Source organism: Enterococcus columbae DSM 7374 = ATCC 51263 (assembly GCF_000406925.1).
GTDB classification, from domain to species: domain Bacteria; phylum Bacillota; class Bacilli; order Lactobacillales; family Enterococcaceae; genus Enterococcus_E; species Enterococcus_E columbae.
The window spans coordinates 265,510-290,071 of sequence record NZ_KE136349.1 but is presented as its reverse complement, the minus strand read 5'-3'; the positions used below and the strand labels follow the sequence as shown (position 1 = coordinate 290,071).

Annotated in this window: 25 protein-coding genes; 19 read left to right on the top strand and 6 right to left on the bottom strand. The window is 36.6% G+C overall.

Annotation, left to right across the window (positions count from 1 at the left end):
* Positions 1 to 22 precede the first annotated feature (22 nt).
* Entirely contained in the window at positions 23 to 868 is an 846-nt protein-coding gene (locus RK02_RS09120) for an NAD(P)H-hydrate dehydratase (RefSeq protein ID WP_016183950.1), read from the bottom strand.
* A 147-nt stretch (positions 869 to 1,015) separates the two neighbouring features.
* On the opposite strand from RK02_RS09120, the gene pepV reads away from it, so the two are divergent.
* Positions 1,016 to 2,428 carry a dipeptidase PepV gene (gene pepV / locus RK02_RS09115; RefSeq protein WP_016183949.1) on the top strand — a complete coding sequence of 471 codons (1,413 nt, stop codon included), beginning with the start codon at positions 1,016 to 1,018 and terminating at the stop codon, positions 2,426 to 2,428.
* Positions 2,429 to 2,883: 455 nt separating this feature from the next.
* On the top strand, positions 2,884 to 3,075 hold the full coding sequence (locus RK02_RS09110) for a hypothetical protein (protein ID WP_016183948.1): 192 nt from the start codon (positions 2,884 to 2,886) through the stop codon (positions 3,073 to 3,075).
* Positions 3,076 to 3,146: 71 nt separating this feature from the next.
* Here the strand turns inward: RK02_RS09110 and RK02_RS09105 are convergent, their stop codons facing one another.
* Positions 3,147 to 3,482 (bottom strand): PepSY domain-containing protein, encoded by a 336-nt coding sequence (locus RK02_RS09105; RefSeq protein WP_016183947.1) that lies wholly within the window; start codon positions 3,480 to 3,482, stop codon positions 3,147 to 3,149.
* A 276-nt stretch (positions 3,483 to 3,758) separates the two neighbouring features.
* Between RK02_RS09105 and RK02_RS09100 the strand changes: the two genes are divergently transcribed.
* The 10 genes from RK02_RS09100 to ytpR all read left to right on the top strand — a co-directional run bounded on the left by RK02_RS09100 (position 3,759) and on the right by ytpR (position 12,166).
* Entirely contained in the window at positions 3,759 to 5,321 is a 1,563-nt protein-coding gene (locus tag RK02_RS09100; RefSeq protein WP_016183946.1) for an ABC transporter substrate-binding protein, read from the top strand.
* 92 nt (positions 5,322 to 5,413) lie between these two features.
* Positions 5,414 to 6,373 carry an ABC transporter permease gene (locus RK02_RS09095; protein WP_026231378.1) on the top strand — a complete coding sequence of 320 codons (960 nt, stop codon included), beginning with the start codon at positions 5,414 to 5,416 and terminating at the stop codon, positions 6,371 to 6,373.
* The gene (locus RK02_RS09090; RefSeq protein WP_016183944.1) at positions 6,370 to 7,215 is read left to right on the top strand and encodes an ABC transporter permease; all 846 of its coding nucleotides are present in this window, start codon (positions 6,370 to 6,372) and stop codon (positions 7,213 to 7,215) included. Before RK02_RS09095 ends, RK02_RS09090 begins: the two co-directional genes overlap by 4 nt.
* 10 nt (positions 7,216 to 7,225) lie before the next feature.
* On the top strand, positions 7,226 to 8,002 hold the full coding sequence (locus RK02_RS09085) for an ABC transporter ATP-binding protein (protein WP_016183943.1): 777 nt from the start codon (positions 7,226 to 7,228) through the stop codon (positions 8,000 to 8,002).
* Positions 8,003 to 8,016: 14 nt separating this feature from the next.
* Positions 8,017 to 8,229 (top strand): ATP-binding cassette domain-containing protein, encoded by a 213-nt coding sequence (locus tag RK02_RS09080; RefSeq protein WP_016183942.1) that lies wholly within the window; start codon positions 8,017 to 8,019, stop codon positions 8,227 to 8,229.
* A gap of 492 nt (positions 8,230 to 8,721) precedes the next feature.
* Positions 8,722 to 9,387, top strand: a complete 666-nt coding sequence (locus tag RK02_RS09075) for an ABC transporter ATP-binding protein (protein WP_081617818.1) — start codon at positions 8,722 to 8,724, stop codon at positions 9,385 to 9,387.
* 101 nt (positions 9,388 to 9,488) lie between these two features.
* Positions 9,489 to 10,583: a glutamyl aminopeptidase gene (gene pepA, locus RK02_RS09070; protein WP_016183940.1), complete on the top strand. Its 1,095-nt coding sequence runs from the start codon at positions 9,489 to 9,491 to the stop codon at positions 10,581 to 10,583.
* Entirely contained in the window at positions 10,580 to 10,891 is a 312-nt protein-coding gene (locus RK02_RS09065) for a thioredoxin family protein (RefSeq protein WP_016183939.1), read from the top strand. The genes pepA and RK02_RS09065 overlap by 4 nt, the downstream gene beginning before the upstream one ends.
* A gap of 22 nt (positions 10,892 to 10,913) precedes the next feature.
* Entirely contained in the window at positions 10,914 to 11,363 is a 450-nt protein-coding gene (locus RK02_RS09060) for a universal stress protein (protein ID WP_016183938.1), read from the top strand.
* Between the two features lie 188 nt (positions 11,364 to 11,551).
* Positions 11,552 to 12,166 (top strand): YtpR family tRNA-binding protein, encoded by a 615-nt coding sequence (ytpR, locus tag RK02_RS09055; protein ID WP_026231379.1) that lies wholly within the window; start codon positions 11,552 to 11,554, stop codon positions 12,164 to 12,166.
* Positions 12,167 to 12,340: 174 nt separating this feature from the next.
* On the opposite strand, the gene RK02_RS12380 is transcribed toward ytpR, so the two are convergent.
* Both RK02_RS12380 and RK02_RS09050 read right to left on the bottom strand, forming a co-directional pair.
* A complete protein-coding gene (locus RK02_RS12380; RefSeq protein ID WP_016183936.1) occupies positions 12,341 to 12,514 on the bottom strand; it encodes a hypothetical protein in 174 nt (57 codons plus the stop codon).
* 24 nt (positions 12,515 to 12,538) lie between these two features.
* Positions 12,539 to 13,762, bottom strand: coding sequence for an MFS transporter (locus tag RK02_RS09050; protein ID WP_026231380.1), 1,224 nt, complete (start codon positions 13,760 to 13,762; stop codon positions 12,539 to 12,541).
* 392 nt (positions 13,763 to 14,154) lie between these two features.
* Between RK02_RS09050 and RK02_RS09045 the strand changes: the two genes are divergently transcribed.
* The gene (locus RK02_RS09045; protein WP_016183934.1) at positions 14,155 to 14,811 is read left to right on the top strand and encodes a Crp/Fnr family transcriptional regulator; all 657 of its coding nucleotides are present in this window, start codon (positions 14,155 to 14,157) and stop codon (positions 14,809 to 14,811) included.
* Positions 14,812 to 14,864: 53 nt separating this feature from the next.
* Here the strand turns inward: RK02_RS09045 and RK02_RS09040 are convergent, their stop codons facing one another.
* Positions 14,865 to 16,118 (bottom strand): S1C family serine protease, encoded by a 1,254-nt coding sequence (locus RK02_RS09040; RefSeq protein WP_016183933.1) that lies wholly within the window; start codon positions 16,116 to 16,118, stop codon positions 14,865 to 14,867.
* A 694-nt stretch (positions 16,119 to 16,812) separates the two neighbouring features.
* Here RK02_RS09040 and rlmH point away from each other — a divergent pair.
* Genes rlmH through RK02_RS09025 form a run of 3 tightly spaced genes read left to right on the top strand, consistent with a single transcriptional unit; the run spans position 16,813 to position 18,956 of the window.
* Positions 16,813 to 17,292, top strand: coding sequence for a 23S rRNA (pseudouridine(1915)-N(3))-methyltransferase RlmH (gene rlmH, locus RK02_RS09035; RefSeq protein WP_016183932.1), 480 nt, complete (start codon positions 16,813 to 16,815; stop codon positions 17,290 to 17,292).
* A 19-nt stretch (positions 17,293 to 17,311) separates the two neighbouring features.
* A complete protein-coding gene (locus tag RK02_RS09030; protein ID WP_016183931.1) occupies positions 17,312 to 18,013 on the top strand; it encodes a beta/alpha barrel domain-containing protein in 702 nt (233 codons plus the stop codon).
* A 10-nt stretch (positions 18,014 to 18,023) separates the two neighbouring features.
* Entirely contained in the window at positions 18,024 to 18,956 is a 933-nt protein-coding gene (locus tag RK02_RS09025; protein ID WP_016183930.1) for an FAD:protein FMN transferase, read from the top strand.
* Between the two features lie 46 nt (positions 18,957 to 19,002).
* Here RK02_RS09025 and RK02_RS09020 read toward each other — a convergent pair whose 3' ends face one another.
* Positions 19,003 to 19,899: a LysR family transcriptional regulator gene (locus RK02_RS09020; protein ID WP_016183929.1), complete on the bottom strand. Its 897-nt coding sequence runs from the start codon at positions 19,897 to 19,899 to the stop codon at positions 19,003 to 19,005.
* A 166-nt stretch (positions 19,900 to 20,065) separates the two neighbouring features.
* Here RK02_RS09020 and RK02_RS09015 point away from each other — a divergent pair, with 166 nt between their 5' ends.
* The 3 genes from RK02_RS09015 (at position 20,066) to RK02_RS09005 (ending at position 24,451) form a co-directional block, all read left to right on the top strand.
* Positions 20,066 to 20,677, top strand: a complete 612-nt coding sequence (locus tag RK02_RS09015) for an NADPH-dependent FMN reductase (RefSeq protein WP_016183928.1) — start codon at positions 20,066 to 20,068, stop codon at positions 20,675 to 20,677.
* Positions 20,674 to 23,091, top strand: a complete 2,418-nt coding sequence (locus RK02_RS09010) for a flavocytochrome c (RefSeq protein WP_016183927.1) — start codon at positions 20,674 to 20,676, stop codon at positions 23,089 to 23,091. Before RK02_RS09015 ends, RK02_RS09010 begins: the two co-directional genes overlap by 4 nt.
* A gap of 184 nt (positions 23,092 to 23,275) precedes the next feature.
* Positions 23,276 to 24,451 carry a MalY/PatB family protein gene (locus RK02_RS09005; RefSeq protein ID WP_016183926.1) on the top strand — a complete coding sequence of 392 codons (1,176 nt, stop codon included), beginning with the start codon at positions 23,276 to 23,278 and terminating at the stop codon, positions 24,449 to 24,451.
* The last annotated feature ends 111 nt before the right edge of the window (positions 24,452 to 24,562 follow it).

Below are 24,562 nucleotides of genomic sequence, written 5' to 3'. Positions count from 1 at the left end.
TTTTTCGTAAGAATCAAGTAAATTATTTCTTAGTATTTTTTATGCTAAATTGCTTCATCCAGTAGGGAATTTGTTGAATTAATTGCGTAGGTAAAACTACATATTGCTCTTTAGCAATTTGATCGGCAATCAGGCTATGTAGATAAACAGCAGCTAAAATCGCTTGCGTTTTGTCGGCAAATTGTGCAATGAAAGCACCAATGATGCCTGCTAGGGTATCGCCTGTGCCGCCAATCGCCATTCCAGGATTACCTAAAGGATTTTGATAAATTTCACCATTAGGCAGATAGATTTCTGTTTGATGGCTCTTTAACACGACAAAAGTTTGTAATTGTTGTTGCACAAATAGATTCTTAGCGGGCATTTGTTCTTCAATTAAAATTTGGCTTAATCTTTGCCATTCCATTTGATGGGGTGTTAGTACAATCTGATGAGGATAATTGAAACGCAGCTGAATTTCAGACAAAATGGTTAAGGCTGAGCCATCGATGACTAACCATTGCTTTTCTGTTTGGTTACTAATGACTGATTCTAAAATCGTTCTAGCATGTGGATCCGTATCCAAACCAGGTCCGATAATGATTACATCTGCTTCTAAGCAACGTTTTTCTACTTCAATGAGATTTTTCCAATCGATGATCATTGCTTCAGGAATCCGGCTGAGAATCGCGGTCCGATTAATATGATCAGTAATCACTGTAGTCAATCCAGCTCCAGCATGAATACAAGCTTGTGTGGTCATAATAATGGCTCCCCCATAATGAATGTTACCACCAATACAGCAAACTCTGCCAAAATTGCCTTTATGGCAGTTAGCAGGTCGAGCTTGGATAATGGAAAGAATAGATGGATCAAGTAAGTTTAACAAGTAAATCACCTCGAATTTATTTTATCACAAATGAATATAGAAAAAAGATTAGATTTTTCTCCCACTTTCTTGACATTAGTGTTATCATAGAAAAGTGAGTATAGGTGGTGATTGTAGATTTGCCATCAAGATTTAGGAGGTATGACAATGTCTATCGATTGGAAAAAAGAGGTCGAATCACGTAAAGAAGACTTACTTAACGATTTAGTCGAATTATTAAAAGTTAAGAGTGAACGTGAAGATGACAAGAAAACAGCAGATGCTCCATTTGGTCCAGGACCCAAAGCTGCTTTGTTGCATATGCTAGGATATGGAGAACGTGATGGTTTCACTGTCAAAAATGTTGACAACTATGCTGGACATATTGAATATGGACAAGGCGATGAAACACTAGGAATCTTCTGCCATATGGACGTAGTACCGGCAGGCGATGGTTGGGATACTGATCCTTATGAACCGGTCATTAAAGATAATCGAATCTATGCTCGTGGTTCATCAGACGATAAAGGACCAAGTATTGCTGCATATTATGCCTTAAAGATTATTCGTGATTTAGAATTACCATTGTCTAAAAAAATCCGTTTTGTTGTAGGATCTGACGAAGAAAGCGGATGGGGCGATATGGATTATTACTTTGAGCATGAGGAAAAACCGGATTTTGGTTTCTCACCTGATGCTGAATTTCCAATTATCAACGGAGAAAAAGGAAATGTTTCCCTACGTCTACATTTTGCTTCAACGAATGAAGGGACAGTTAAATTGGATCGTTTCCAAGCCGGTTTAAGAGAAAATATGGTACCCGGCAAAGCAGAAGCGACGGTTACATTTACAGATGCAGCTCAGGCTGAATCAGTGGCGGAAAGCTTTAATTTCTATTTAAATACTAAGCCAGTAACTGGACAAGCTACGGTTCAAGGGGCTACTGTTCAATTTGAAGTCGTTGGTAAATCTGCTCATGGGGCTAGTCCGCATTTAGGTGTCAATGCTGGAACTTATTTAGCAGCCTTTTTAAGCAGCTATGACTTTGCAGGTGGTGCGAAGGATTTCTTATCAACCATTGAAGAGTTTATCCATGAAGATGTATATGGTGAAAAATTTGATATTGCCTATGAAGATGAAAAAATGGGTAAATTAACGATGAATGCTGGATTATTCAGTTTTGTAGCTGATGGTGATGAAGCCTATGTTAACTTAAATTTCCGTTATCCTAAAGGCACTTCCTCTACTTTATTAACAGCTGGCATGATTGCTAAAATTGGTGTGAATAAAGTGAAGATTGAAGAACGTCCTCATCATATGAAACCTCATTATGTACCAGCTGATGATCCATTGGTAGCTACCTTGCTAGCTGTGTACGAAGAACATACTGGTCAAAAAGGTGGCGAACAAATTATCGGTGGAGGTACATTTGGTCGTTTATTAGAACGTGGTGTTGCTTATGGTGCGATGTTCCCAGATTACATTGATACTATGCACCAAGCCAATGAATTTATGGATTTAGACGATTTATTTAATGCGACAGCGATTTATGCTGATGCGATTTATCGTTTAGCAAAATAGATATTTATTTTAAACATTTTCTATCTTTTTGAAACTTCGGAAAATGTTGTAATTCATATATTTGGCTTTTGATGAAAATGACGATAACTGATTAGAAAATATTTAGCGGTGTGATTTTGGTGTGATATTTTTAGATATTCCCCCAAAAATCACACCGCTTTTTGTCTTGTTAAAATGCGTTGTTTTTAATTTGCTTAGACACTAAATTGATTCCCTCACTAGCAGTTTTATTTTTGATAAAAGAAATGCGGCAACGTTTTTATTCTGCTATTAAAGATGGTATAATCGAGGCGGAAATTAACGAACAAAAACAAGCTGAGCACATCAGAGATACTAATAAATGGTATTGAATAATTGAGACTAATCTAGCTAATGGGAAAGCAGTTTGAAACGGTTAGCTAAATATACTATAGAAAACCTAGAGTGTACATTGTTTCAACGGGTGGAGATAAGCGATGAAATTATGGACTTTTTTAAGGCAGAACGTGAAACTTGTTCTAAAAGATGGCACGATAGTTTCAGGATTTGTCCAAGAGTATTGTAGTAAAGATGATAATGATGAGGAAGTTGACTCAATCGCTTTAGATGTCGAGGGAACTCTTTATGAATATTTTGAAAAGGAAATTTTTAGTATTTCATTAACTTAGTATTTAGCTAAAAATGATAAAAAAGCTTCGAACAAAAAATGTTCGAAGTTTTTTTGCTTGAAATTCCTATTTTACAATCGATTTAGCTCCAAGATAGCTCCAGTGTTGGCATCGGCTAAGAATTCGTAGGTGACAATCTCATTGTCTTCATAGCGGTTGATACCGCCTAAATAGCTATCAGTTTTGAAGGCGAATTTTTGGAAGGGTTGTTTTTCGTATTGAATCCAACCACCTTCAATAGGGCCTTCCTTTAAAAAGGCTTTTTTAACCTTTTCTAATATTTTATCAGCATGGAGTGCTTGCTCTTTTTGTTTTAAACTTGCTGATAAGATACCACTTGCTAGACCTAAGCCAATTCCTAGAAATAAGCCGTTTTTAAAAGTTGAATTTTTTTTCAATCTTATCACCCGTTTAGAATTATTTGTTTACATTATAACAAATATTTTTTTTAAATACATCTGATAACTGAGTTTCCTAGTTTTTAGTTAAGCAACTCATTGATAATTTTTATGTATCACTGAATAAATAGATTAAAACGCGATTTTTTTTAATATCTAGATAACGTAATAAGATAAATGCTGATTATTGATAAGAAAATCATATCATCAAGCGTTTGACGGGGATAAAATAATTCGTGTAATATCAGGACTATCACGAATAAGGATGAATGAAGGAGTGTGTCTATGAAAAAAACGGGACTATATATCTTATTATTATTTTTAACTTTTGGTTTAGCAGCGTGCGGGCAAAAGGCAACTGCTACTCAAGGTCAACAAAAAACATCTGCTCAAAATCAAACCTTTACCTATGCGATTGATAGTGATCCCAGCTCATTAAATCCCATCAATACAAGTGATCGCTGGGGATTAACGGTAAGTAATATGATGTATTCGCCGTTGATTCGGATTCAGCCAGATGGTGACATTAAGTATGAGTTAGCCAACAAAATTGATACCTCTTCAGATGGCAAGACCTTGACTGTTCATTTGAAGAAGGATATTAAATGGTCAGATGGCCAGCCTTTTACCGCCGATGATGTCGTTTTTACTTATCAACAAAAACAAAAGAAGGAAAATGGGAATGCCACTCATTTATGGATGAATGATCAGCCGATAGGTATTAGTAAATCTGATGATTACACAGTTATTTTTAGTTTACCAACAGTGAGTGCTGCTGCCTTGGAAAATATTGTTAACGAAACCTATATCATTCCTAAACATATTTATACTCAAACAACTGATTTCTCTGGCTCTGAGTTAAATCCAACTGGTGTCGGAACAGGTCCTTATCAGCTAGTGAAGTATCAAAGAGGGGAATATTTACAATTCAAGGCGAATACGTATTACTATGGCGGCCAGCCTAAAATTAAAAATGTGACTTTAAGAATTATTCCTAATGCAGATACGATGAAGGTTGCTTTGCAAAAAGGTGAGATTGATGCATCGTTTGTATTACCAAGTGTCATTAGTGATTTAGATCAAAAGCAATTAAATGTTTATCCATATAGTGAAAATCGTATTGGTTACTTAGGGTTAAATACACATACTGAGCAATTAAAAGATGTTCGGGTACGTCAAGCGATTTTTTATGCGTTGAATAAAGCGGATATGAATAAAGCAGCTTATCTAGATGCTAAATATTATCAAACACCAAATAGCTTTTTACCACCTAAGAATCCATTCCATACGGATGATGTGTCAGCTTATAAGACCAATATAAGTAAGGCTAAAAAATTATTAGCTCAAGCAGGAGTAAGTAGCTTAAAATTAAATTTAGCTTATACTTCAACTGATCCGGCTCAAACCTTACAAGCTACATTAATTCAACAACAATTGCAAAAGATTGGCGTTACGGTGGAATTAGCTGGTGGAGATGGAACAGCTATCTTTACAGAATTACGTACGAAGGATTCAACAAAATATAATCTATTTTTAGGTGGTTATATTATGGGAAATGATCCTGATGGGTATAGTCGCTTATTTAAATCTGGTGGTGCCTCCAATTACTTCCAATATAGTAGTCCAACAACGGATGAATTATTTGAAAAAGGTGCGATTACTTTAGATAAGCAGCAACGTACGACTATCTACAATCAGCTACAGGCACAAATTGCTAAGGATGCTGTCATTTATCCAATTGTAGATAATAAGAAAATTTTAGTGGTAAATAAACGAATCAAAAATGTTAAAAAAGCAAATTTAATTCCAATCTATACTTTTGAGGATATGTCAAAATTAAGCTTTTAAAATAAATAATTAAGTAAAACACGGACACTAGGATAGTGAATTTCTTAGTGTCCTTCAATGTTAATTTAGCAAAAGAGGTGCCTTTTATAATGATGTCACGGTTTATTTTAAAAAGAATTTTACAATTAATTCCGATGCTTTTGATTATTTCATTTATTGTTTTTTCACTTATTCATCTTGCACCCTATGATGTAATTGACTCTATTACTTTACCAACAATGGATAAAGAGCAGGTACAGCTTTTAAGAGAACGCTATGGCTTGGATCGTCCTTTTTTAGTGCAGTACTTTTTATGGTTAAAGCAAATAGCTAGTGGTCATTTGGGTTATTCAATGATTTCTCAGCATAGTATTGCGGATGATTTGTTAGCACGTATTCCTAATACGATTGCTTTGGTTTTACCTGCATATCTGACAGCCTTAGTGATAGCAGCGATTTTAGGATTGTTGGCTGCAGCCTATAAAAATAAATGGCTTGATCGGTTAATTGAAGGCATTGCCTCAGTGGGGATTGCAGTGCCAACTTTTTGGTTTGCAATGATTTTGATCTATCTTTTTGGCTATAAGCTGAATTTAGTCCCAATTATTGGTATGCATACGGTTGGTCAAGAGCATTCATGGAGTGATTATTTTGCTCATTTTATTTTGCCTTATGTTACGTTAACTGTTGCTTTTTGCCCAGAGCTAATCAGATATGTACGCTCTTCAGCTTTGCAACAGGTTGATCAGGATTATGTAATGGTTCAACGTGCGTTTCATGCGACCAAATGGCAAATTTTCTCACGTCATATAGCTAGAAATATTTTAATTCCGATTGTGACACAAATTGGTCTTGCATTACCAATGTTAGTAACTGGCGCGATTATTACTGAAACAATTTTTGGTTGGCCAGGAGTTGGTCCATATATTATGAGTGCGACCAAAAGTCTAGATTATCCGGTAATCATGGCAGTGATGTTACTTTCAGCGAGCTTGGTTATTTTAGGAAATTTATTATCAGATATTTTGTATTATATTGTGGATCCGCGCATTAAAGGAGAGAAGACAGCATGAAAACCATAATCAAAAATTTAAAAGGCATGCTTGCACACTCCCTCATCTATAGGATTTCAATCATCTATTTGCTATTGTTAATTTTCATTTGTGTGCTTGCTCCTTTTATTCCAATAGATCCTAATCAAACGGATGTTTCTCAGTTATCACAACTACCTAGTTTCAAACATTTTTTTGGAACAGATGAAGTGGGCAGAGACTATTTTATCCGAGTGATTTATGGTGGACGTATTTCATTAACGGTAGGTATCTTAGCTATGCTAACGGCAACTACGATTGGTAGTCTAGTCGGGTTAATTAGTGGTTATTTTGGTGGGAAAATCGATCAAATTTTAATGCGAATAGTGGATGTTCTTTCTTCAATTCCTTGGTTAGTCTTAGTGATTGTCCTTAGTGTCTTTTTGAAGCCGGGCTTTGGTACTATTATCCTTGTTATCGGTGGTTTTTCTTGGATGAGCATTGCCCGATTAATTCGTGCGGAAACATTATCGGTAAAGTCAAGAGATTATGTACTTTATGCACAATTTTTAAATCGCCCGTTTATCTATATTATCCAAAAACATATTTTACCAGCGATTTTACCTACGTTGATTGTGGCTTCGTCATTGAGTATTTCAGGGGCAATCATGACAGAATCGGCGCTTAGCTTTTTAGGGATAGGAATTCAGCAACCATTAGCTTCTTGGGGAAGTTTATTACAAAATGCGCAAACCAGTTTACAAAAAGCACCACATATGGCGATTTTACCGGGAATTTTTATTATCTGTACGATCTATTCTTTGAATAATCTAGGTGAAATGCTTAAAAATTATTTACAACGAAAAAATGAATTCATGAATTAGGAGAAAAATGATGGAAGATACGATTTTAACAATCCAGCAATTGTCGATCTATCATCGCAAAGCCAAAGACCAACCCCTTGTTCGACCATTAGACTTAGCTATTCCTAAGGGGAAAACTATCGGTATTATAGGTGAGTCCGGTAGTGGGAAGAGTTTGACGATGAAAGCATTAATGGGGATTCTGCCTAAACAACTTACTGCAGAATATACAAGCTATTATTACAATGGTCAGCAGGTTACACAAACACAGCATTTACCGATGGCGATGATTTTTCAAGATCCAATGACTGCATTGAATCCTTTAAGAACGATTGGTTACCATTTATTTGAGGTTATTCGTAGACGAGAAAAAAATATAACGAAACAAGCGCTTTTGACTGAGAGTATCGCAGCTTTGGAAAAGGTGGGGATTAGCTACCCAGCTGAACGTTTAAAAAATTATCCTCATGAGTTATCTGGTGGAATGCGTCAAAGAATCATGATTGCGATGGCCTTATTAACCAAGCCTAAAATATTAATTGCCGATGAACCAACAACAGCACTGGATGTAACGATTCAATTTCAAATTTTACAACTAATCAATCAACTTCAAAAAACAGAAGGATTGACTGTCTTGTTAGTTACTCATGATTTTGGGGTGGTAGCTGGAATGTGTGATGAAGTAAAGGTCATGTATCAGGGAGAAATTATTGAACAGGGTGATACGGAACAAATTTTTTATCATCCTCAGCATGCATACACACAAAAGTTGTTACAGGCTGCTGATTTGCAACACCTAACTATTTAAATGGAGGGAAGAAAATGAGTTTATTACGTATTGAAGATGCTTCAAAGCAATTTATAGTAACTAAAGGTAAGGCTAGGCGAACGATTCACGCATTAAATCATGTTTCTTTAGCCATTGATGCAGGTGAAACCCTGGGTATTGTTGGAGAATCTGGTAGTGGGAAAACAACGCTTGGCAAGGGAATGATTACCTTCCAATCCTTTGATCAAGGCAAAATTTTTTATTAATTGAGGAAATTATTGAAAATGGAAATAATTGTAAGATTAGTAAGCATATTGGGAAACTAGTATGTAGCGAATAGTGCGAGCTATTCCGATAAAGAAATTGAATTGCTGGGAAGCCGTAAAGCTAATTTAACCACAACGTAGAGATGAAAAATACTCAAGCGTGAAGGTGACGAAAGTAGAAAAAATAAATTAGATGATATAAGGTTCAAACCTAAGTATTTTAAAAATTGGTGATCAGCAGCGAAGCTCTAAATAGGAGAACGTTCAACGACTATTCCTCTTGAGGGAAGTACATTACAAGCGATGGGTAATGGAAGTGGTTTCGCCTAAGTCTAGCATTCTAGATAAGGATAAGATATAGTCTGTGCTTAGTAGAAATACTAAGAAGTTCATTAGAGAACTGCATAGGTGTAGCGTACTTATGTGAACAAATCTGTTAGTTGTCTATGTAATCACTTGGATTAGTAACTAACAGCTCAGAAAGAAAAAGCAATTGATGATTTTTCTAAGGATGAATACCAACAATTTAAACAAAAAATTCAAATTATTTTTCAGGATCCTTATACGGCGCTTAATCCGTATTTAACCGCGTTAGAATTAGTTAGCGAACCGTTATTAGTACAATTTTCTAAAAAAGAAGCTCAGCAAAAAGCATTGGATATGCTGCAAAGAGTGGGGATTGAAGATGTAAATAAGCTCCCTAGCGATTTTAGTGGTGGTCAAAGACAAAGAATAGGGATTGCACGAGCAATGATTAATCAGCCAGAATTGATTTTATGTGATGAGCCTACTTCAGCCTTAGATGTCTCTATTCAAGCCCAAATATTAAAATTATTGAAGCAACTACAAAAAGAGCATAATCTAGCCTATTTGTTTATTTCACATGATTTAGGGGTGATCAGACAGATATCTGATCGGATTGCTGTATTGTATCGAGGTTTTTTAGTAGAAATTGGTACTACTGAGGAAATTTTTCATAGCCCTCAGCATGAATATACTAAAAAATTGTTACAGTCTATTCCTATTTTGGATCCGAAAAAAGCGAAGGCACAATTTTTGAATACGCAAATTACTGATAATATAGCTGTACCTAGTGAGCAAGCCACCTATCAAGCCCTTTCGGCGACTCATTATGTTTTAGTAGATAAAAAAGCGTAATAAATTAAGCAGAAATGCCTCATTTTTTTACCGTTCGGGTTATAATAAAGCTAACAATTATAGGAAGGTAGTCAGTAATGATTGACTAAAAGGAAAGTTAAATGAATGAAAAGACATTTCAACGGATTAAGGAATTAACTGAATTAACTGGGACAAGTGGCTTTGAACAGGATATTCGGCAATATATGCGTGAAAAGATGACCCCCTTAGTCGATGAGATTCAACAAGACCGTTTGGGTGGAATCTTTGGTATTCGCCATCATGAAGACAAAACAGCACCCAAAATTTTAGTTGCGGCTCATATGGATGAAGTAGGTTTCATGATTACGCAGATTACTGATCGTGGCTTGTTTAAAGTCTCTCCGCTTGGTGGTTGGAATCCTTATGTGGTTTCGGCGCAGCGCTTTGTTTTAAAGACTGCTAAAGGGAATTACCCTTGTATTTCTTCATCCATTCCGCCACATTTATTACGTGGAAAAGGCCCCCAGGCTAATATTCAAGTAACAGATATTTTATTTGATGCAGGTTTTGAATCAAAAGAAGAAGCTTTAGCCTATGGGGTATTACCAGGAGATACAATTGTTCCAGATGTGGAAACGATTATGACAGCGAACCAAAAACGGATAATTTCTAAGGCCTGGGACAATCGTTTTGGCTGTACTTTGGTTTTGGAAGCTTTAGAAGCCTTAAAGGATGAAAGTCTAGCCCATACGTTAATTGCTGGTGCGAACGTTCAAGAAGAAGTTGGCTTACGTGGAGCTAGAGCTTCGGCCCACTTATTTAAACCAGATTTATTCTTTGCGTTAGATTGCTCGGCAGCTGATGATTTAGTGACAACCAAAGGCACACAAGGACACTTAGATGAAGGGACATTATTGCGGATTTTAGATCCTAGACATATTCTATTGCCTAGATTCAAAGAGTTTCTTTTAGATATTGCGCATACGCATCATATTCCTTATCAATATTTTGTTTCTGGTGGGGGGACAGATGCTGGAGCAGTTCATTTAGAAAATGACGGGATTCCTTCTACGACAATTGGTGTAGTTGCCCGTTATATCCATACCCACCAAACAATGTTTAGTATTAAGGATTACGAGGCAGCTCGTGAATTATTAATTCAGGTGTTGCGCGCCTTAGACAAATCAACTGTTGCAACTATTTTGTATGATTATCATGAGGAGGAAGTAAAATGATTATTCCTAAAAATTTAGAAGAATTAGCAAGTTATGTCGAAAAAGGAAAGAATGTCTTTTTCTTTACGGCTGATTGGTGTGGTGATTGTCGCTATATTAAACCAGCAATGCCAGAGATCGAGGCAGATTTTAGTGATTATCAATTTATCCAGGTTGATCGTGATGAATTCATCGATGTCGCAAGTGAATGGAATATTTTTGGGATCCCTAGCTTTGTGGTCATTGAAGATGGTAAAGAGCTTGGACGGTTGGTGAATAAAAATCGTAAAACAAAGGAAGAAATTGAAACCTTTTTAGCTAATCTATAAAGCCTTGATGGGGTGAGTGAGGATGTTTCAAGCATATGAATGTATCTTAGTAGGAATAGATGGGTCAAAGCAAGCTTTTGAAGCTTTTAAGGTAGCTTGTAGCATTGCCAAGCGTAATCAAGCGTTTTTGCTAGCAGTGCATGTCATTGATCAGCAATTGCCGAGAATGATGGGATTTGCGCCGGTGAATGAAGCTTTATATGAGCATGAAGAAAAATTAGCGGAGAGCTATTTGTCAGCCTGTCGCCAATATGCTTATGACCAATCGTTTGCTCCTTTAAAAACGCTAGTCGTGCGTGGCTCGGCGCGCAGTGTGCTAGTCGAGGATTTAGTTAGTAAGTATCGAGTGGATTTAATCGTAATGGGACAATCAGGCTTACACGCATTAGAGCGAGTGATGATTGGGAGTGTGGCTGATTATGTCATTCATCAGGCGCGTTGTGATTGTCTGATTGTTCCGTATAAGTGCTAATAAAGTCAATGGCTAAAAGTAAAAATAGCCATTGATTTTTTATGCGATTAATGAAGAGGGTTCGCCTATTTGTATGATGAACTATCAGAAAGTATTTACGTTAAGCCGATTCTTTGATAAGATAGCTAAGTATGCGATGAATTTAAAGGAGGGCAGCAAGTATCTTTTGATTAGATACTTATACTTAAATGATTTTTGCTTATAATCGTGAACATGTTGGAGATGTCTTAATGGTGATTGTTGAAAATGACCACCAATTAGAACAAAAAGTTGAACGCAAAGCTAATGTAGCTGAGATTTCTACTATAGATGGGACTATTGTCGGCTATAATTTTTTTGATGTATCTAGCTATTTAACTATTGAAGGTCATGGACAGGTTGCTATTAGCGATGACCAACTAGCTGTATTAAATGAACAGTTGAAACAAGCTGGCTTTACGAATCAATTGCAGGCAGACCATACCCCAAAATTTATGGTAGGATTTGTCAAAAGCTGTGAAGCACATCCAGATAGTGATCATCTTTCAATTACGGAAATTGATTTTGCCGATGCACATGAGCCACTACAAATCGTCTGTGGTGCACCAAATATTAGAAAGAATCTAAAAGTGGTTGTTGCTTTGCCAGGGGCTATGATGCCAGATGGGTTGATGATTTGGCCGGGTGAATTACGTGGAGTAAAAAGCTATGGTATGATTTGTTCTGCACGTGAGCTGCATTTACCAAATGCACCAATGAAACGAGGGATTCTAGAATTAGCTGCTGATGCAGTGGTGGGTTCTAGTTTTACACCTGGTAAATAAAATAAAAAAATTCGGTATCAAAGAGCTATTCCTTTGATACCGAATTTTTTTAGATGTTAGCCAAGCTTTATGATAGCTAGTTGACCAACACAATTTATTAATGAAAGTTTACACGTAATAAGTAGGGGAAGTTTAGCTTACAAGGGAAGTTTGCGGTAAACTTTACACGCTTTTTTAGCCCATGATATTGTCATTTTGAATAGCAGAGCGAATAGCTAATAAATAGCTTTCTTCTTCCATTCGACGTTGATCTTCGTGTGCTTCCAATGTTTCAAGTCGTTGATTGGTTTCGTCTAATTTAGAAAGCACTTGTTTCATCAAAGTAAGTAGATTATCATTTGTATTCATACCATTGCCTCCAATATTCAAAAATTATTTGTTTTGATTTGCACGTTGTAGACGTAAAGCTTGTTCTTTCTTTTCGTAGCTTGGATGATAGAATAATTTATAAACAATCGCACAAGCAATTGGTAATAATCCAGAAACGAAATAAAGCTTAGGGAAGGTTAAGAATTGATGTAATTCACCTAAAATATAAGGTCCTACACCCAATCCTAAGTCTAAACCAATAAAGTATGTTGATAATGCAATGCCAATATGATGGCCATCACAAGTTTTCAAACAAACAGCTTGTCCATTTGACATAAATGTACCGTAACCTAAGCCAACAAAAGCACCAGAAAGTAGTAACAACCAACCGCTATGAGTCACGCTCAAACAAAATAGTCCCAAGGTTAAGAAGAAGTAGCTAGGATACATGACATAGCGTTCACCTTTAGCATCAAAAATTCGACCAGTCATTGGACGAGTGAAGGTAATGACTAATGCATAAACAACAAAGAAAAATGAACTAATTGCAACTAAATTTAATTCCTTAGCATAAGATGATAAGAAGGACAATACACATGAATAGGCAACACCGATAACAAAAGCGATAGAAGAAATAAAGGCCACTTTCTTTTCTAAGAAAGTATTTAGTTTCCATGATTCCAACATTGCACGATGTTCAGCAGTAATTTGAATATTTTTTACTGGGAAAATGAAACATGCGATAGTTGTCAATAAAATTAATACAATTGAAAAGATAATAATAAAGTAAAAGCTAGTTGTGTTTAATAATATCATCCCAATAAATGGTCCGATGGCTGCAGCTAAGCTGGTACTTAGTCCATAATAATTGATGCCTTCACCATGTTTTGAAGATGGAATATAGGCGGTAACAATTGCGTTAGTGGCAGTGGACACTGTACCATAACCAAATCCATTTAAAAAACGAACTAAATAAAGTAGTTGAATGGTTGGAATGTAAAGATAAGCGATGGTTGTTAATAAATAAAATAATGCCCCGTAACGTAAAACAGCCTTACGACCAACTAATTCTAATTTTTTACCGACAAATAATCGAGCTAATAAAGTACCAATAATATAAATGCCAGAAGCTAAACCTGCTTGACCCAAACTAGCGTGTAGTTGGTCTTGAGCAATGACGGCGATAATCACCATCAATAGGTAATAAACCAAATAAACGACGAAATTAATGACGGTAATACTAATAAATCCTTTGTTAAATAATTTTTCTACTGAATTTTCCACGATTTGACTCACATTCTCCTTTTAAATAATTTTCATAAAATAAATCGATTTTTTGGAAATAACTCCCTCTTTCCATGAAAAATTTAGTAGAAAAACAAGTGTATTTGATGGATTGGTTAATGTAAAAAAGATTGTGATAGAAGGTTATAAATAAAAATCAAAGAGAAAAAATACACTTGTTTTTCACTATAAATTCGCTTGTGAGCCTAATATACTCGCAATTTCTAAAAGAAAAATGCTACTTTGTTAATTTTTTTTGATTAAAACAAAGTAAAAATACAAATTTTATATACATTTGTTGTTGTGTTTTGAGTTATAATCAGTTTAATAAAGAATGTAATATTTTCAGAAAATATTTTGAAAATAATCGGTATAGATAAGTGAGGAACACAATTATGGATGATCGGATTTTAGAAAAGTACTTAGCAGCTAGCGACTTTCCAGTGATTGTTAAGGAAAAAAAGAAATATCTAATGTATGAGGGATTGCAAGATCGCTATGTATATATCTTAAAAGATGGAATTATCAAAACTTCTGTCATTTCTAGGGATGGTCGTGAGTTTAATCTCCGCTATATTACTGGCTTAGAAATTGTTTCTTTGTTAAAAGATGAGTATTCACAATTTATCGATGCCCCATTTAATATTCGAGTGGAATCGGAAAAAGCAGAGCTGTATCAAATTGATCGAGTACAATTTTGGAAAGATATCAATCAGAATCATGAATTGCAGCTTTATGTGAAAGATTATTATCGTGTTCGTTTACTATATGCAATGAAAAAATTACAGCAAATGCTGATGAATGGAAAATTTGGAGCTGTTTGCACGCAGCTATACGATTTATATGAAAGCTTTGGCGTAGAAACGAATGAAGGCATTCTGATAGATTTTGTGGTAACCAATGAAGAAATTGCGCATTTTTGTGGAATTGCTTCAGCAAGTAGCGTCAATCGTATGATGCAACAACTTAAAGATTTAGGGGCGATTGAGCTAAAAAATCGCAAAATATTGATTAAGGACTTAGAGATTATTAAAGAAAATATCATTTTTTAGTAGTAAAAAGGAGCTATCCAGAAAATTTATCTGAGCAGCTCCTTTACTATTTGTTAATTTTTTTCGTTAATTGATTGATCAACGGTTAATGCTACAGTTGTTGTCTTTTTATCATTTCCACGATAGTAGGTTACTTTAATAGAATCACCTACAGATTTTTTGTATAAAGCAGCTCTTAACTCTGTACCAGTTTTAACTTCTTGTCCATCAATAGCAGTAATCACATCATATTGTTTTAAGCCGGCTTTTTCTGCTGGTGTTGCGCTATTAACTTGGGCTAAAACAACACCATTGGTTAATGAGGTTGGAACTTTTAGAATTTGTTCTTTTTGTTGATCAGTTAAGGCGTTTAAATCAACTGTTCTAACACCTAAAGCTGGGCGGGTAACCTTACCATTTTTCTCAAGCTGGCTAATAATAGTAGTTACATCATTACTTGGAATAGCAAAGCCCATCCCCTCAACGCTAACACCAGAACTAGAAGTAGAGGTAGAAGCAATCTTACTTGAATTGATACCAATTACTTGACCAGCGATGTTGACTAAAGCACCACCTGAGTTCCCTGGGTTAATCGCCGCATCCGTTTGAATAGCATTGATATTTACCTCTTGTCCTGAGTCGTTTTGGCTAACTACTTGTCGATTTAAAGAAGAAATAATTCCTTCTGTTACCGAATTAGCATATTCTGTTCCAAGTGGTGAACCAATAGCAATTGCGGGTTCGCCGACTTTTAATTGACTTGAATCGCCAAAGGTTGCTACCGTTGTAACATACTTAGATGAAATTTTTACGACAGCCAAATCAGTATATGAATCGGTTCCGACTAGTTCAGCATCGACTTTTTGACCATCAGCTAGTAATACTTGTAGCGCGCTTTGCCCTTCTACCACGTGATTATTGGTTACCACATAGGCGTAGTTTCCTTCTTTTTTGTAGATAACCCCACTACCTTCACTAGCCGTTTCTAAACTATCACTTGATTGGCTAGAATTATCATTTTGCGATGAGCCACCAAATAGACCTTCTAAACCATTTGAATTACTTGATTGACTTTGTAGATTAATAATTGAGACAACTGCTCCTTGAACTTTTTGAACAGCCTCCGTAATATCGCTATTTACATTATATTTTACATTAGAAACCTTTGTTGATGATTGAGCAGTTTGTACCCCAGTAGAGGTTTGATTGCTTCCGCTATTGATGGCATATAAACCGCCAAAAGCAATAGCCCCACCAAGTAAGCCGCTGCATAATCCAATCCCAAATCTTGCTAAAAGGTTATTCGTATTTTTTCTTTTTTTAGACATTTTTTTATCCTCCTAATTGATAGTTATATACTATTTCTCTTACCTGTCAATCTTTTTTGTTGACCTATTCTCAAGTACATCTTTATATTACCGAATACTTATGAAAAATATATGAAGATGTTTAGGTAAAATTTTTGCAAATACATGAATTTATTGCTCAAATTTAAACGATCGTCTCATAATCATGGGTATTCGGTATGAGTCGAGCAGATTTTCGGCAATAAGCCAGCAGTTAAAAAATAGTTTTAAAATGTCGCTATTTTTTCCTGCATTGCTTATTGCTCAAATCTAAACGCTCACCTCATAACCTTGGTTATTCGGTATGAGTCGAGCAGATTTTCGGCAATAAGCCAGCAGTTAAAAAATAGTTTTAAAATGTGCTATTTTTCCCCTGCATTGCTTATCGCTCAAATCTAAACGCTCACCTCATAACCATGGGTAAAAAGTTATCCACATATTTGTGGATGATGGGGATAAAGTAGATAAGAATAGATGTTCTTATAAAAAAGCTGAATAAATTAAGAAGTAGTTCTATATGTCCTGTGGAAAACTATGTGCATAATGTGGATAAGCTTGTGTAAAAACAGGAGAGGATTTATCCACAACTGTGTAAAACATTATATCGCTGCGAATAATCACATTTTTATCAAAAAAATAGTATAATGAAATTGAAAAAATAAAGTGGAGGTTAGCTGTGAATATTAAAATTATTGCTGTGGGTAAATTAAAAGAGAAGTATTTAATCCAGGCGCTTCAGGAATATACCAAGCGTTTAGGGGCCTACGCTAAAGTAGATATTATAGAGGTTCCTGATGAAAAAGCACCAGAAAACTTAAGTGCAGCACAGATGGAGCAAATTAAAGAAAAAGAAGGCGAACGGATATTAGCTAAGATTAAGGAGCAGGAATATGTTTGGGCTTTAGCTATTGAAGGGAAAAACCTCTCCAGTGAAGCATTTGCTAGTCAAATTGAGCAATTAGCCATACAAGGTAAGAGTCAGCTGGTTTTTGTCATTGGCGGATCATTAGGTTTAAGCCCTGCCGTTATGCAGCGGAGTAACGCACAAATTTCATTTGGAAAAATGACTTTTCCTCATCAATTAATGCGCGTGATGTTAGCTGAGCAAATTTATCGTTGTTATCGTATTATTCATCATCAACCTTATCATAAATAGTTGGAAAGAAGGAATTTACATGTCAGAAACGCCACAAAATTATCGAGTAGAAAAGGCCATGCCAGAATTATTTTCAGAACTACGCCAAAGTATTGTCCATCTACCAAAAGTGATTCGTAATGCAAGTGGTATCAGTATTTATGGTAAACGGATCAAGAGTATTATTTATACCATGGATGTGGCCGTGATTGCTAATAATGATGCTGATGCGATTTTAGCAGTCTATCCCTGGACACCGAATACGCGCATTTTATCAGCGATTTCACAAGTAGCGCAGGTGCCAATTTTTGCTGGTATTGGCGGGGGATTGACTTCAGGAAAACGCTCTGCAAGGTTAGGTGCTTTTGCTGAAGAGCATGGAGCCTATGGGGTTGTTTTAAATGGACCGACCGATGTGGAAACAATTCGTGCGGTAAATGAAACCGTCGATATTCCAATTATCTATACGGTAGTTAATGATCAACGTGATTTAGGTCAGCTGATTGAAGCTGGCGTAGATATTTTTAATGTAGCTGGAGGAAAGCAAACGGCTGAACTTGTACGCTGGATTCGTAAGCAATATCCAAGCTTTCCAATTATAGCCTCTGGTGGTCGAACGGATGAACAAATTATGGAAACCATTGAGGCAGGCGCAAATGCCATTACTTATACGGCTTACGGCCAAACCGAGAAATATTTCCAACAAAAAATGGAAGAATATCGCGAAAAAACCAAGGATTGAGGAGATGTGCATGCAAGCTGGTAAGAGAGTACTTCAATTAATGGGAACGATAATTGAATTGTATGTAGCACATCCAGAATATGAACAGTTACTCCATTCAGCTGAGGCAAGCTTGCGAGATTATGCCAAGCGTTTTTCAGCTCACGATAGTCAATCACAGCTGGGACATTTACAGCAGATGGCGGGTAAATCCAGGATTATGCTTGAAAAAGATTTATTTGAGCTTATCAAAATAGGCACGCATTATAGTCAGAAGCAGGACTTATTTTTAAATATTGCTATTGGACCATTGACACGTTTATGGCATATTGGTTTTTCGGATCAAAAACGCCCAACACAAGCAGAAATTGATCGTGTACTGCCGCTGATTGATCCTAAGTCAATTATATTAGATGAAAAAGAGCAAAGTGTTTTTTTAGCTAAGGCGGGAATGGCTTTGGACTTAGGTGCGATTGCTAAAGGGTATTTTGCTGATCTTATTATGCAGAGCTGGCGACAAGCAGGTGTGACAGCAGCTTATATTAATCTTGGAGGAAATGTTTTAGTCTATGGTCCAGCTCTACATACCAAAGATTTTCAATGGCGTGTAGGCATACAAAATCCATTCATGCCAAGGGGAAATACCTTATTAACATTAAAAATCCATAATCAGTCAGTCGTTACTTCTGGAATTTATGAAAGAAATTTTCAGCTAGGAAACAATCACTTTCATCATATTTTTGATAGTCAAACGGGTTATCCGATTGCCAGTGAAATAGCCTCGATTACGGTTATTGCCGAGCAGTCACTAACCTGTGAATTATGGACCACCTTGTTGTTTGGTGCTTCGGCCAAAGAGGCGATTTGCTATCTCAATCAATTACCAGCAGTTGAGGGAATCGTGATTACCAAGGACCACCAGTTATTTCAGACCGCTAATCTAAGTCATTTTATTGCTGAATAATACACACGCATCAGTAGTAGTCGATTGTTAACTACTGATGTTTTTTTTAGCATAAGAAATTTTGAATGAAGTCTGACTCATAGTCAGCTAGTTTCTTATCTTTATGATGGGCAATGAAATAACGCGAAGTTAAAATATCAGCATCAATAAGTAAAAGCTTATAATTTTCACTTTCTTGAAGTGAGGTCAAGACAGAATAAGGCGTAAAGGTTAAACCATAGCCTTTCTTAGCTAAATCGACTGCCGTATAGATATTGTTGGTTTCTAATAAAGGCTTAGGGGTTTGTTTGAATTTGCTAAATAACTGATCAACTTGCCGGCGGATGGCTGAACCACTAGCGGTTAAAACAACAGGTTTACTTAGTAGTAAGGCATAATCGATTGGTTGATTCATCACATGTAAGCTAGTTTCATATAAGCGACTTGGGATCACAGCATAATAAGGCTCAGCGCTTCGTTCGTAGACGGTCAAATTAGGTGCGGCTAATTCAGGATTTTGACCAATATAAAGATCTAATTCATTATTTAAGATTTTTTTCTCGTTTTCTTGCGGAAGAGCCTCATTTAGGATGATTTTTACCTCAGGCTGTTTTTGTTGATACTTAGGTAACAAATTGGGTAAGAAAAATTGCCCCAGACTAGCTAAGATACCAAGATGAATGGTTGGTTGTTTCACTTGATATAAAGCTAAGGTTTTTAGTAGCTGGGCATTTTCTAATTCCAATTTTTCTAAATATTGGTAATAAAGTTTGCCAGCTTCAGTTAATTGTAGGGGATTCGCTTGTCGGTTAATAATCGCTGTTCCTAAATCAAGCTCAATTTTTTTAATCGTTTGTGTCAGATAGGGTTGAGAGATATAAAGCTGCTGAGCGGCTTTGGTAAAATTGCCGTATTTTAACAGGGTATCTAAATAATTCAACATTTCAGGATTCGTTAATTGCATAGCCCAATTCTCCTTTGATAAGTAATTGCTTATAATTAAATAATAAAATAAATATTTCACAAAATAAAGCGTTTTTTCTAAAATAGCTATAGAACGACTCATTGTTAGTTCGATTGTGAAAAGATAAACAATATGGGCTTCAAAATGAAAAAATGGAGGGATACTTATGCATTTTATCGCAATCGTTGGTAGCAATGCTGAGCAATCAACGAATCGTCAGCTGTTAGCGTACATGCAAAGGGAATTTAAGTCACAAGCTGACATTGAGCTATTTGAAATTGCCGGAATTCCTGGCTTTAATGAACCAGAAGATCGTCAAGCGCCAGAGAGCATCATGCTTTTAGCTCAAAAAATTCAGGAGGCAGATGGGGTAATCATCAGTACGCCTGAATATGATCATTCCATTCCAGCAGCGTTAAAGAGTGTATTAGAATGGCTATCTTATAGTGTACAACCACTGATTAACAAGCCGGTCATGATTACTGGTGCTTCTCATGGGATTTTAGGTTCTTCACGAGCACAAGCTCATTTACGTCAAATATTGGATTCACCAGAATTAAAGGCACGAATTATGCCGAGCTCAGAATTTTTATTAGGTCAATCCTTGCAGGCATTTGATGAAAAGGGTGATATCAAAGATGAGCAGACCAAAGCGAAATTAGCGCAATGCTTTGCAGAATTTTTACATTTTACGCAAATGACCAATCAATTACTGATTGAGCACCCAATCCAAACAACGCCACACTTTTCATGGTTAGCTGAGGAGGGAAAAGAATGAAATTTGTAGCTATTGTTGGCACGAATGCCAAAAAATCTTATAACCGTCAATTATTATTGTTTATGCAAGAGCATTTTCGTCCACAAGTCTCAATTGAACTTTTAGAGTTAAATCAAGTTCCACTTTTTAATGAATCAGAAGATCAAACGAATAGTCCAATTATTCAATACTTTAATACCGCGATTACGCAAGCCGATGGTGTGATTATCGCTACGCCTGAGCACAATCATTCTATTCCTTCTGCTTTGAAAAGTATTTTAGAATGGCTATCTTTTAAGATTCATCCCTTAGATGGGAAACCTGTCATGATTGTCGGCGCTTCTTATGATGTGCAAGGGTCCTCACGAGCACAATTACATTTACGGCAGATTTTAGATGCGCCTGGAGTAAATGCGACGGTGATGCCTGGTAATGAATTTTTATTAGGCCGGGCACATGAAGCCTTTGATGAAAATGGTCATTTAAAAGATGAACGAACGATTGATTTTCTAGAAAGCTGCTTTAGAAAGTTTATGCGCTTTACCAAAGTAGCTAATCTCTTAAATGAACCAGAAGAATTAGTTTTAACACCGGGCGAATATGAGGTAAAAACCATTGGGCATAATGGAGATTTGCCAATGAAGGTTGTCTTAAGTGAAGATCGGATTGAACAAATCGATATTGATACGTCTTCTGAAACACAAGGGATTGCTGACATTGTTTTCACCCGTATTCCAGAAGAAATCATTGCAGGACAGACGTTGAATGTTGACTTAATTTCTGGGGCCTCGATTACTAGTAACGGTGTGTTAGATGGAGTAGCCAAAGCGATTAAATTGGCAGGCGGGAATCCAGATATTTTAAGAAAACGAGCGAAGGTACAATACGATACCAGTGATCAGGAATTAACTACTGATGTTGTTATCATTGGTGGTGGGGGTGCCGGCTTAAGTGCAGCTGCTTGTGTATTACAAGCGGGTAAACAGGCAATAGTAGTTGAAAAATATCCAGCAATTGGTGGCAATACGGTGCGAACAGGTGGTCCGATGAATGCGGCTGATCCTACCTGGCAAAATCAATTCGCTGCGTTACCTGGTGAAGCCCATACGCTTAAAGAAGTGTTAGCTATGGATGAAAATAGCATTGATAATGAATATAAGGCTGATTTTAAAGCCCTAAAAGCCCAAATCAATGCTTATCTAAGTGAGCAAGAAAATGGCAAGGATTATTTATTTGATTCTAGTTTGTGGCATCGTATTCAAACTTATTTAGGTGGTAAGCGCACGGATCTTTTGGGGAATACTATTTATGGACAATATGATTTGGTGAAAATTTTAACCGATAAAGCGAGCGAATCAGTCAAATGGTTAGAATCAATTGGTGTTGCCTTTGATAAGCATCAAGTCGATATGCCGGTAGGAGCAATGTGGCGTAGAGGTCATAAACCATTGAAAAGTCAAGGCTTTGCTTATATTCAGGCACTAGAAGCCTTTATCAAAGCACATCAAGGAACCATTTTAACGGATACTAAAGTTGAAGAATTAATGGTAGCAGATGGGAAAGTCGTCGGTTTAATTGCAACAGGACGCTTTGGCCAAAAGGTAACGATTCATGCTCAGGCAGTTATCTTAGCTAGTGGTGGTTTTGGCGCGAATACCCAAATGTTGAAAAAATATAACACTTATTGGAGTAAAATAGAAGATGATATTCAAACCTCGAATTCACCAGCAATTACAGGTGATGGAATTGTTCTTGGTGAAGCGGTGGGGGCTGAGCTAGTCGGAATGGGCTTCACCCAAATGATGCCGGTTTCTGATCCGGATACAGGTGAGCTATTTAGTGGCTTACAAGTGCCGCCAGCGAACTTTGTCATGGTAAATCAACAGGGCAAACGTTTTGTTAATGAATACGCTAGTCGAGATGTTTTAACGCAAGCAGCTATTGATAATGGTTCACTGTTTTATTTAATTGCCGATGATAAAATTAAGGAAACAGCCTACAATACCAGTCAAGCAAAGATTGATCAAGAAGTGAAAGAGGGACGTTTATTTAGAGCCGATACGCTAGAAGCATTAGCTCAACAAATCAAGGTTGATCCTGCCACCTTAAAACAAACCATCGAGCAATATAATCACTGTGTGGCAATTGGTGAGGATAAAGAGTTTGGCAAAAATGTCTTTGATTTACCAGTTAAAGTGGCGCCATTTTATGCAACGCCTAGAAAGCCAGCCGTCCATCATACTATGGGTGGGTTAAAAATTGACACGAAGACCCATGTTATTGATAAAACGGGTCAAGTGATTCCGGGACTTTATGCAGCTGGTGAGGTCGCTGGTGGTATTCACGCAGGTAATCGACTAGGTGGGAATTCTTTAACCGATATTTTTACTTTTGGTCGCATTGCGGGGCAAACAGCAGTCAGTGAATGGCTATAAATAGATGATAAAACGACAGAGTGGATGAAAGGCTCTGTCGTTTTTTGTCAATGCCGATTAACTGCCTGATAAAAAAATACTATCGGTTGAACTAATTGACGGAAAAATATTCTGTGGGTATACTTGGAATACTATATAATACGTGTTTTATATTAAAGAACGATTAAAAATGGGGGAATAAAGAATGTCAATCAATGAATTTGTTGAAAAATATCAACGTGAACGATGTCAGACGAATGCTTTAAAATGGGATGCATTAGCCGAACGCTTTGGTGATGCAGATTTATTACCATTATGGGTAGCTGATATGGAATTTGCTGCGCCAGAAGCAGTCACCGAGGCTTTGACTAAACGGATTGCTCATGGTGTTTTTGGTTATTCAATAGTGGATGACCAATACTTTGATACCTATTTAGGTTGGCAAAAGCGTCATGAAAATACACCATTCAAGCGTGAGTGGTTATCATTTTCTACAGGCGTTGTTCAAGCTTTATATGATTTAGTGGATTGCTTTACTAAAGAAGGTGAGGCAGTAATGATTCAACGCCCCGTTTATTATCCATTTAGTAATGCAATCAAGGATAAAAATCGTCAGCTAGTCAATAGTCCTTTAGTTAATGTTGATGGACACTATCACATGGATTTAGCTGATTTTGAAGCCAAAATTGTTGAAAATCAAGTGAAGTTATTTATTCTTTGTTCACCACATAACCCAGTTGGTCGTGTTTGGACTGAAAAAGAATTGGCTGATGTTTTAGCGATTTGCCAAAAACATCAAGTCTTGGTTATTGCCGATGAAATTCATAGCGATTTTATTATGCCAGGTTATCAGTTTACTTCAGCAATTTCAGTGGCCAATGGCGCTTATTTAGACCAATTAATTGTTTTAAATGCACCTTCGAAAACGTTCAATTTAGCCAGCTTGTTAAATTCGCATATTTGGATTCCAAATGAAGCGTTACGCAAGCAATATCGTACTTGGGCTAGCAAAAATCGCCAAACTGAAAGTAGTATGCTAGGACAAGTGGCTGCTAAGGCGGCCTACGCAAATGGCGATGCTTGGTTAGCCTCACTGATTGAAGTCATTGAAGCTAATTATCAAACCATTCGTACGCGCTTGGCACAGGAAGCTCCACAAGTCAAAGTTGGTCAGCTAGAAGGAACGTATCTTTTATGGCTTGATTTACGCCAAGCAATCGATGAAAATCAGGTGAAAACAGTTATTCAGGATAAAGCCAAATTAGCTGTTGATTTTGGTAGCTGGTTTGATCAAGATTCTAAAGGTTTTATTCGATTAAATCTTGCAACTACACCAGCGATCATCCACCAGGCAATTGATCAATTGGTTGCAAGTCTTTAAAATAAATAGCATGTGATTGAGCTGATACTCGGTAAATAAGCCAAGTTGCTGAAAAAATCTTAAAATATGGAGGATTTTTCCATCCACTTGGAACTTATTTACTCGTATCAA

What these genes read in the sequence shown, in the direction of transcription:
- RK02_RS09100 (WP_016183946.1), top strand. Translation starts at nt 3,759, where the DNA reads ATGAAAAAAACGGGACTATATATCTTATTATTATTTTTAACTTTTGGT.
- RK02_RS09015 (WP_016183928.1), top strand. Translation starts at nt 20,066, where the DNA reads ATGCATTTTATCGCAATCGTTGGTAGCAATGCTGAGCAATCAACGAAT.
- RK02_RS09085 (WP_016183943.1), top strand. Translation starts at nt 7,226, where the DNA reads ATGGAAGATACGATTTTAACAATCCAGCAATTGTCGATCTATCATCGC.
- RK02_RS09010 (WP_016183927.1), top strand. Translation starts at nt 20,674, where the DNA reads ATGAAATTTGTAGCTATTGTTGGCACGAATGCCAAAAAATCTTATAAC.
- RK02_RS09005 (WP_016183926.1), top strand. Translation starts at nt 23,276, where the DNA reads ATGTCAATCAATGAATTTGTTGAAAAATATCAACGTGAACGATGTCAG.
- RK02_RS12380 (WP_016183936.1), bottom strand. Translation starts at nt 12,514, where the DNA reads ATGAATACAAATGATAATCTACTTACTTTGATGAAACAAGTGCTTTCT.
- pepA (WP_016183940.1), top strand. Translation starts at nt 9,489, where the DNA reads ATGAATGAAAAGACATTTCAACGGATTAAGGAATTAACTGAATTAACT.
- RK02_RS09020 (WP_016183929.1), bottom strand. Translation starts at nt 19,899, where the DNA reads ATGCAATTAACGAATCCTGAAATGTTGAATTATTTAGATACCCTGTTA.
- RK02_RS09110 (WP_016183948.1), top strand. Translation starts at nt 2,884, where the DNA reads ATGAAATTATGGACTTTTTTAAGGCAGAACGTGAAACTTGTTCTAAAA.
- RK02_RS09040 (WP_016183933.1), bottom strand. Translation starts at nt 16,118, where the DNA reads ATGTCTAAAAAAAGAAAAAATACGAATAACCTTTTAGCAAGATTTGGG.
- pepV (WP_016183949.1), top strand. Translation starts at nt 1,016, where the DNA reads ATGTCTATCGATTGGAAAAAAGAGGTCGAATCACGTAAAGAAGACTTA.
- RK02_RS09065 (WP_016183939.1), top strand. Translation starts at nt 10,580, where the DNA reads ATGATTATTCCTAAAAATTTAGAAGAATTAGCAAGTTATGTCGAAAAA.
- RK02_RS09060 (WP_016183938.1), top strand. Translation starts at nt 10,914, where the DNA reads ATGTTTCAAGCATATGAATGTATCTTAGTAGGAATAGATGGGTCAAAG.
- RK02_RS09025 (WP_016183930.1), top strand. Translation starts at nt 18,024, where the DNA reads ATGCAAGCTGGTAAGAGAGTACTTCAATTAATGGGAACGATAATTGAA.
- ytpR (WP_026231379.1), top strand. Translation starts at nt 11,552, where the DNA reads ATGATTTTTGCTTATAATCGTGAACATGTTGGAGATGTCTTAATGGTG.
- RK02_RS09045 (WP_016183934.1), top strand. Translation starts at nt 14,155, where the DNA reads ATGGATGATCGGATTTTAGAAAAGTACTTAGCAGCTAGCGACTTTCCA.
- RK02_RS09090 (WP_016183944.1), top strand. Translation starts at nt 6,370, where the DNA reads ATGAAAACCATAATCAAAAATTTAAAAGGCATGCTTGCACACTCCCTC.
- RK02_RS09095 (WP_026231378.1), top strand. Translation starts at nt 5,414, where the DNA reads ATGTCACGGTTTATTTTAAAAAGAATTTTACAATTAATTCCGATGCTT.
- RK02_RS09080 (WP_016183942.1), top strand. Translation starts at nt 8,017, where the DNA reads ATGAGTTTATTACGTATTGAAGATGCTTCAAAGCAATTTATAGTAACT.
- RK02_RS09030 (WP_016183931.1), top strand. Translation starts at nt 17,312, where the DNA reads ATGTCAGAAACGCCACAAAATTATCGAGTAGAAAAGGCCATGCCAGAA.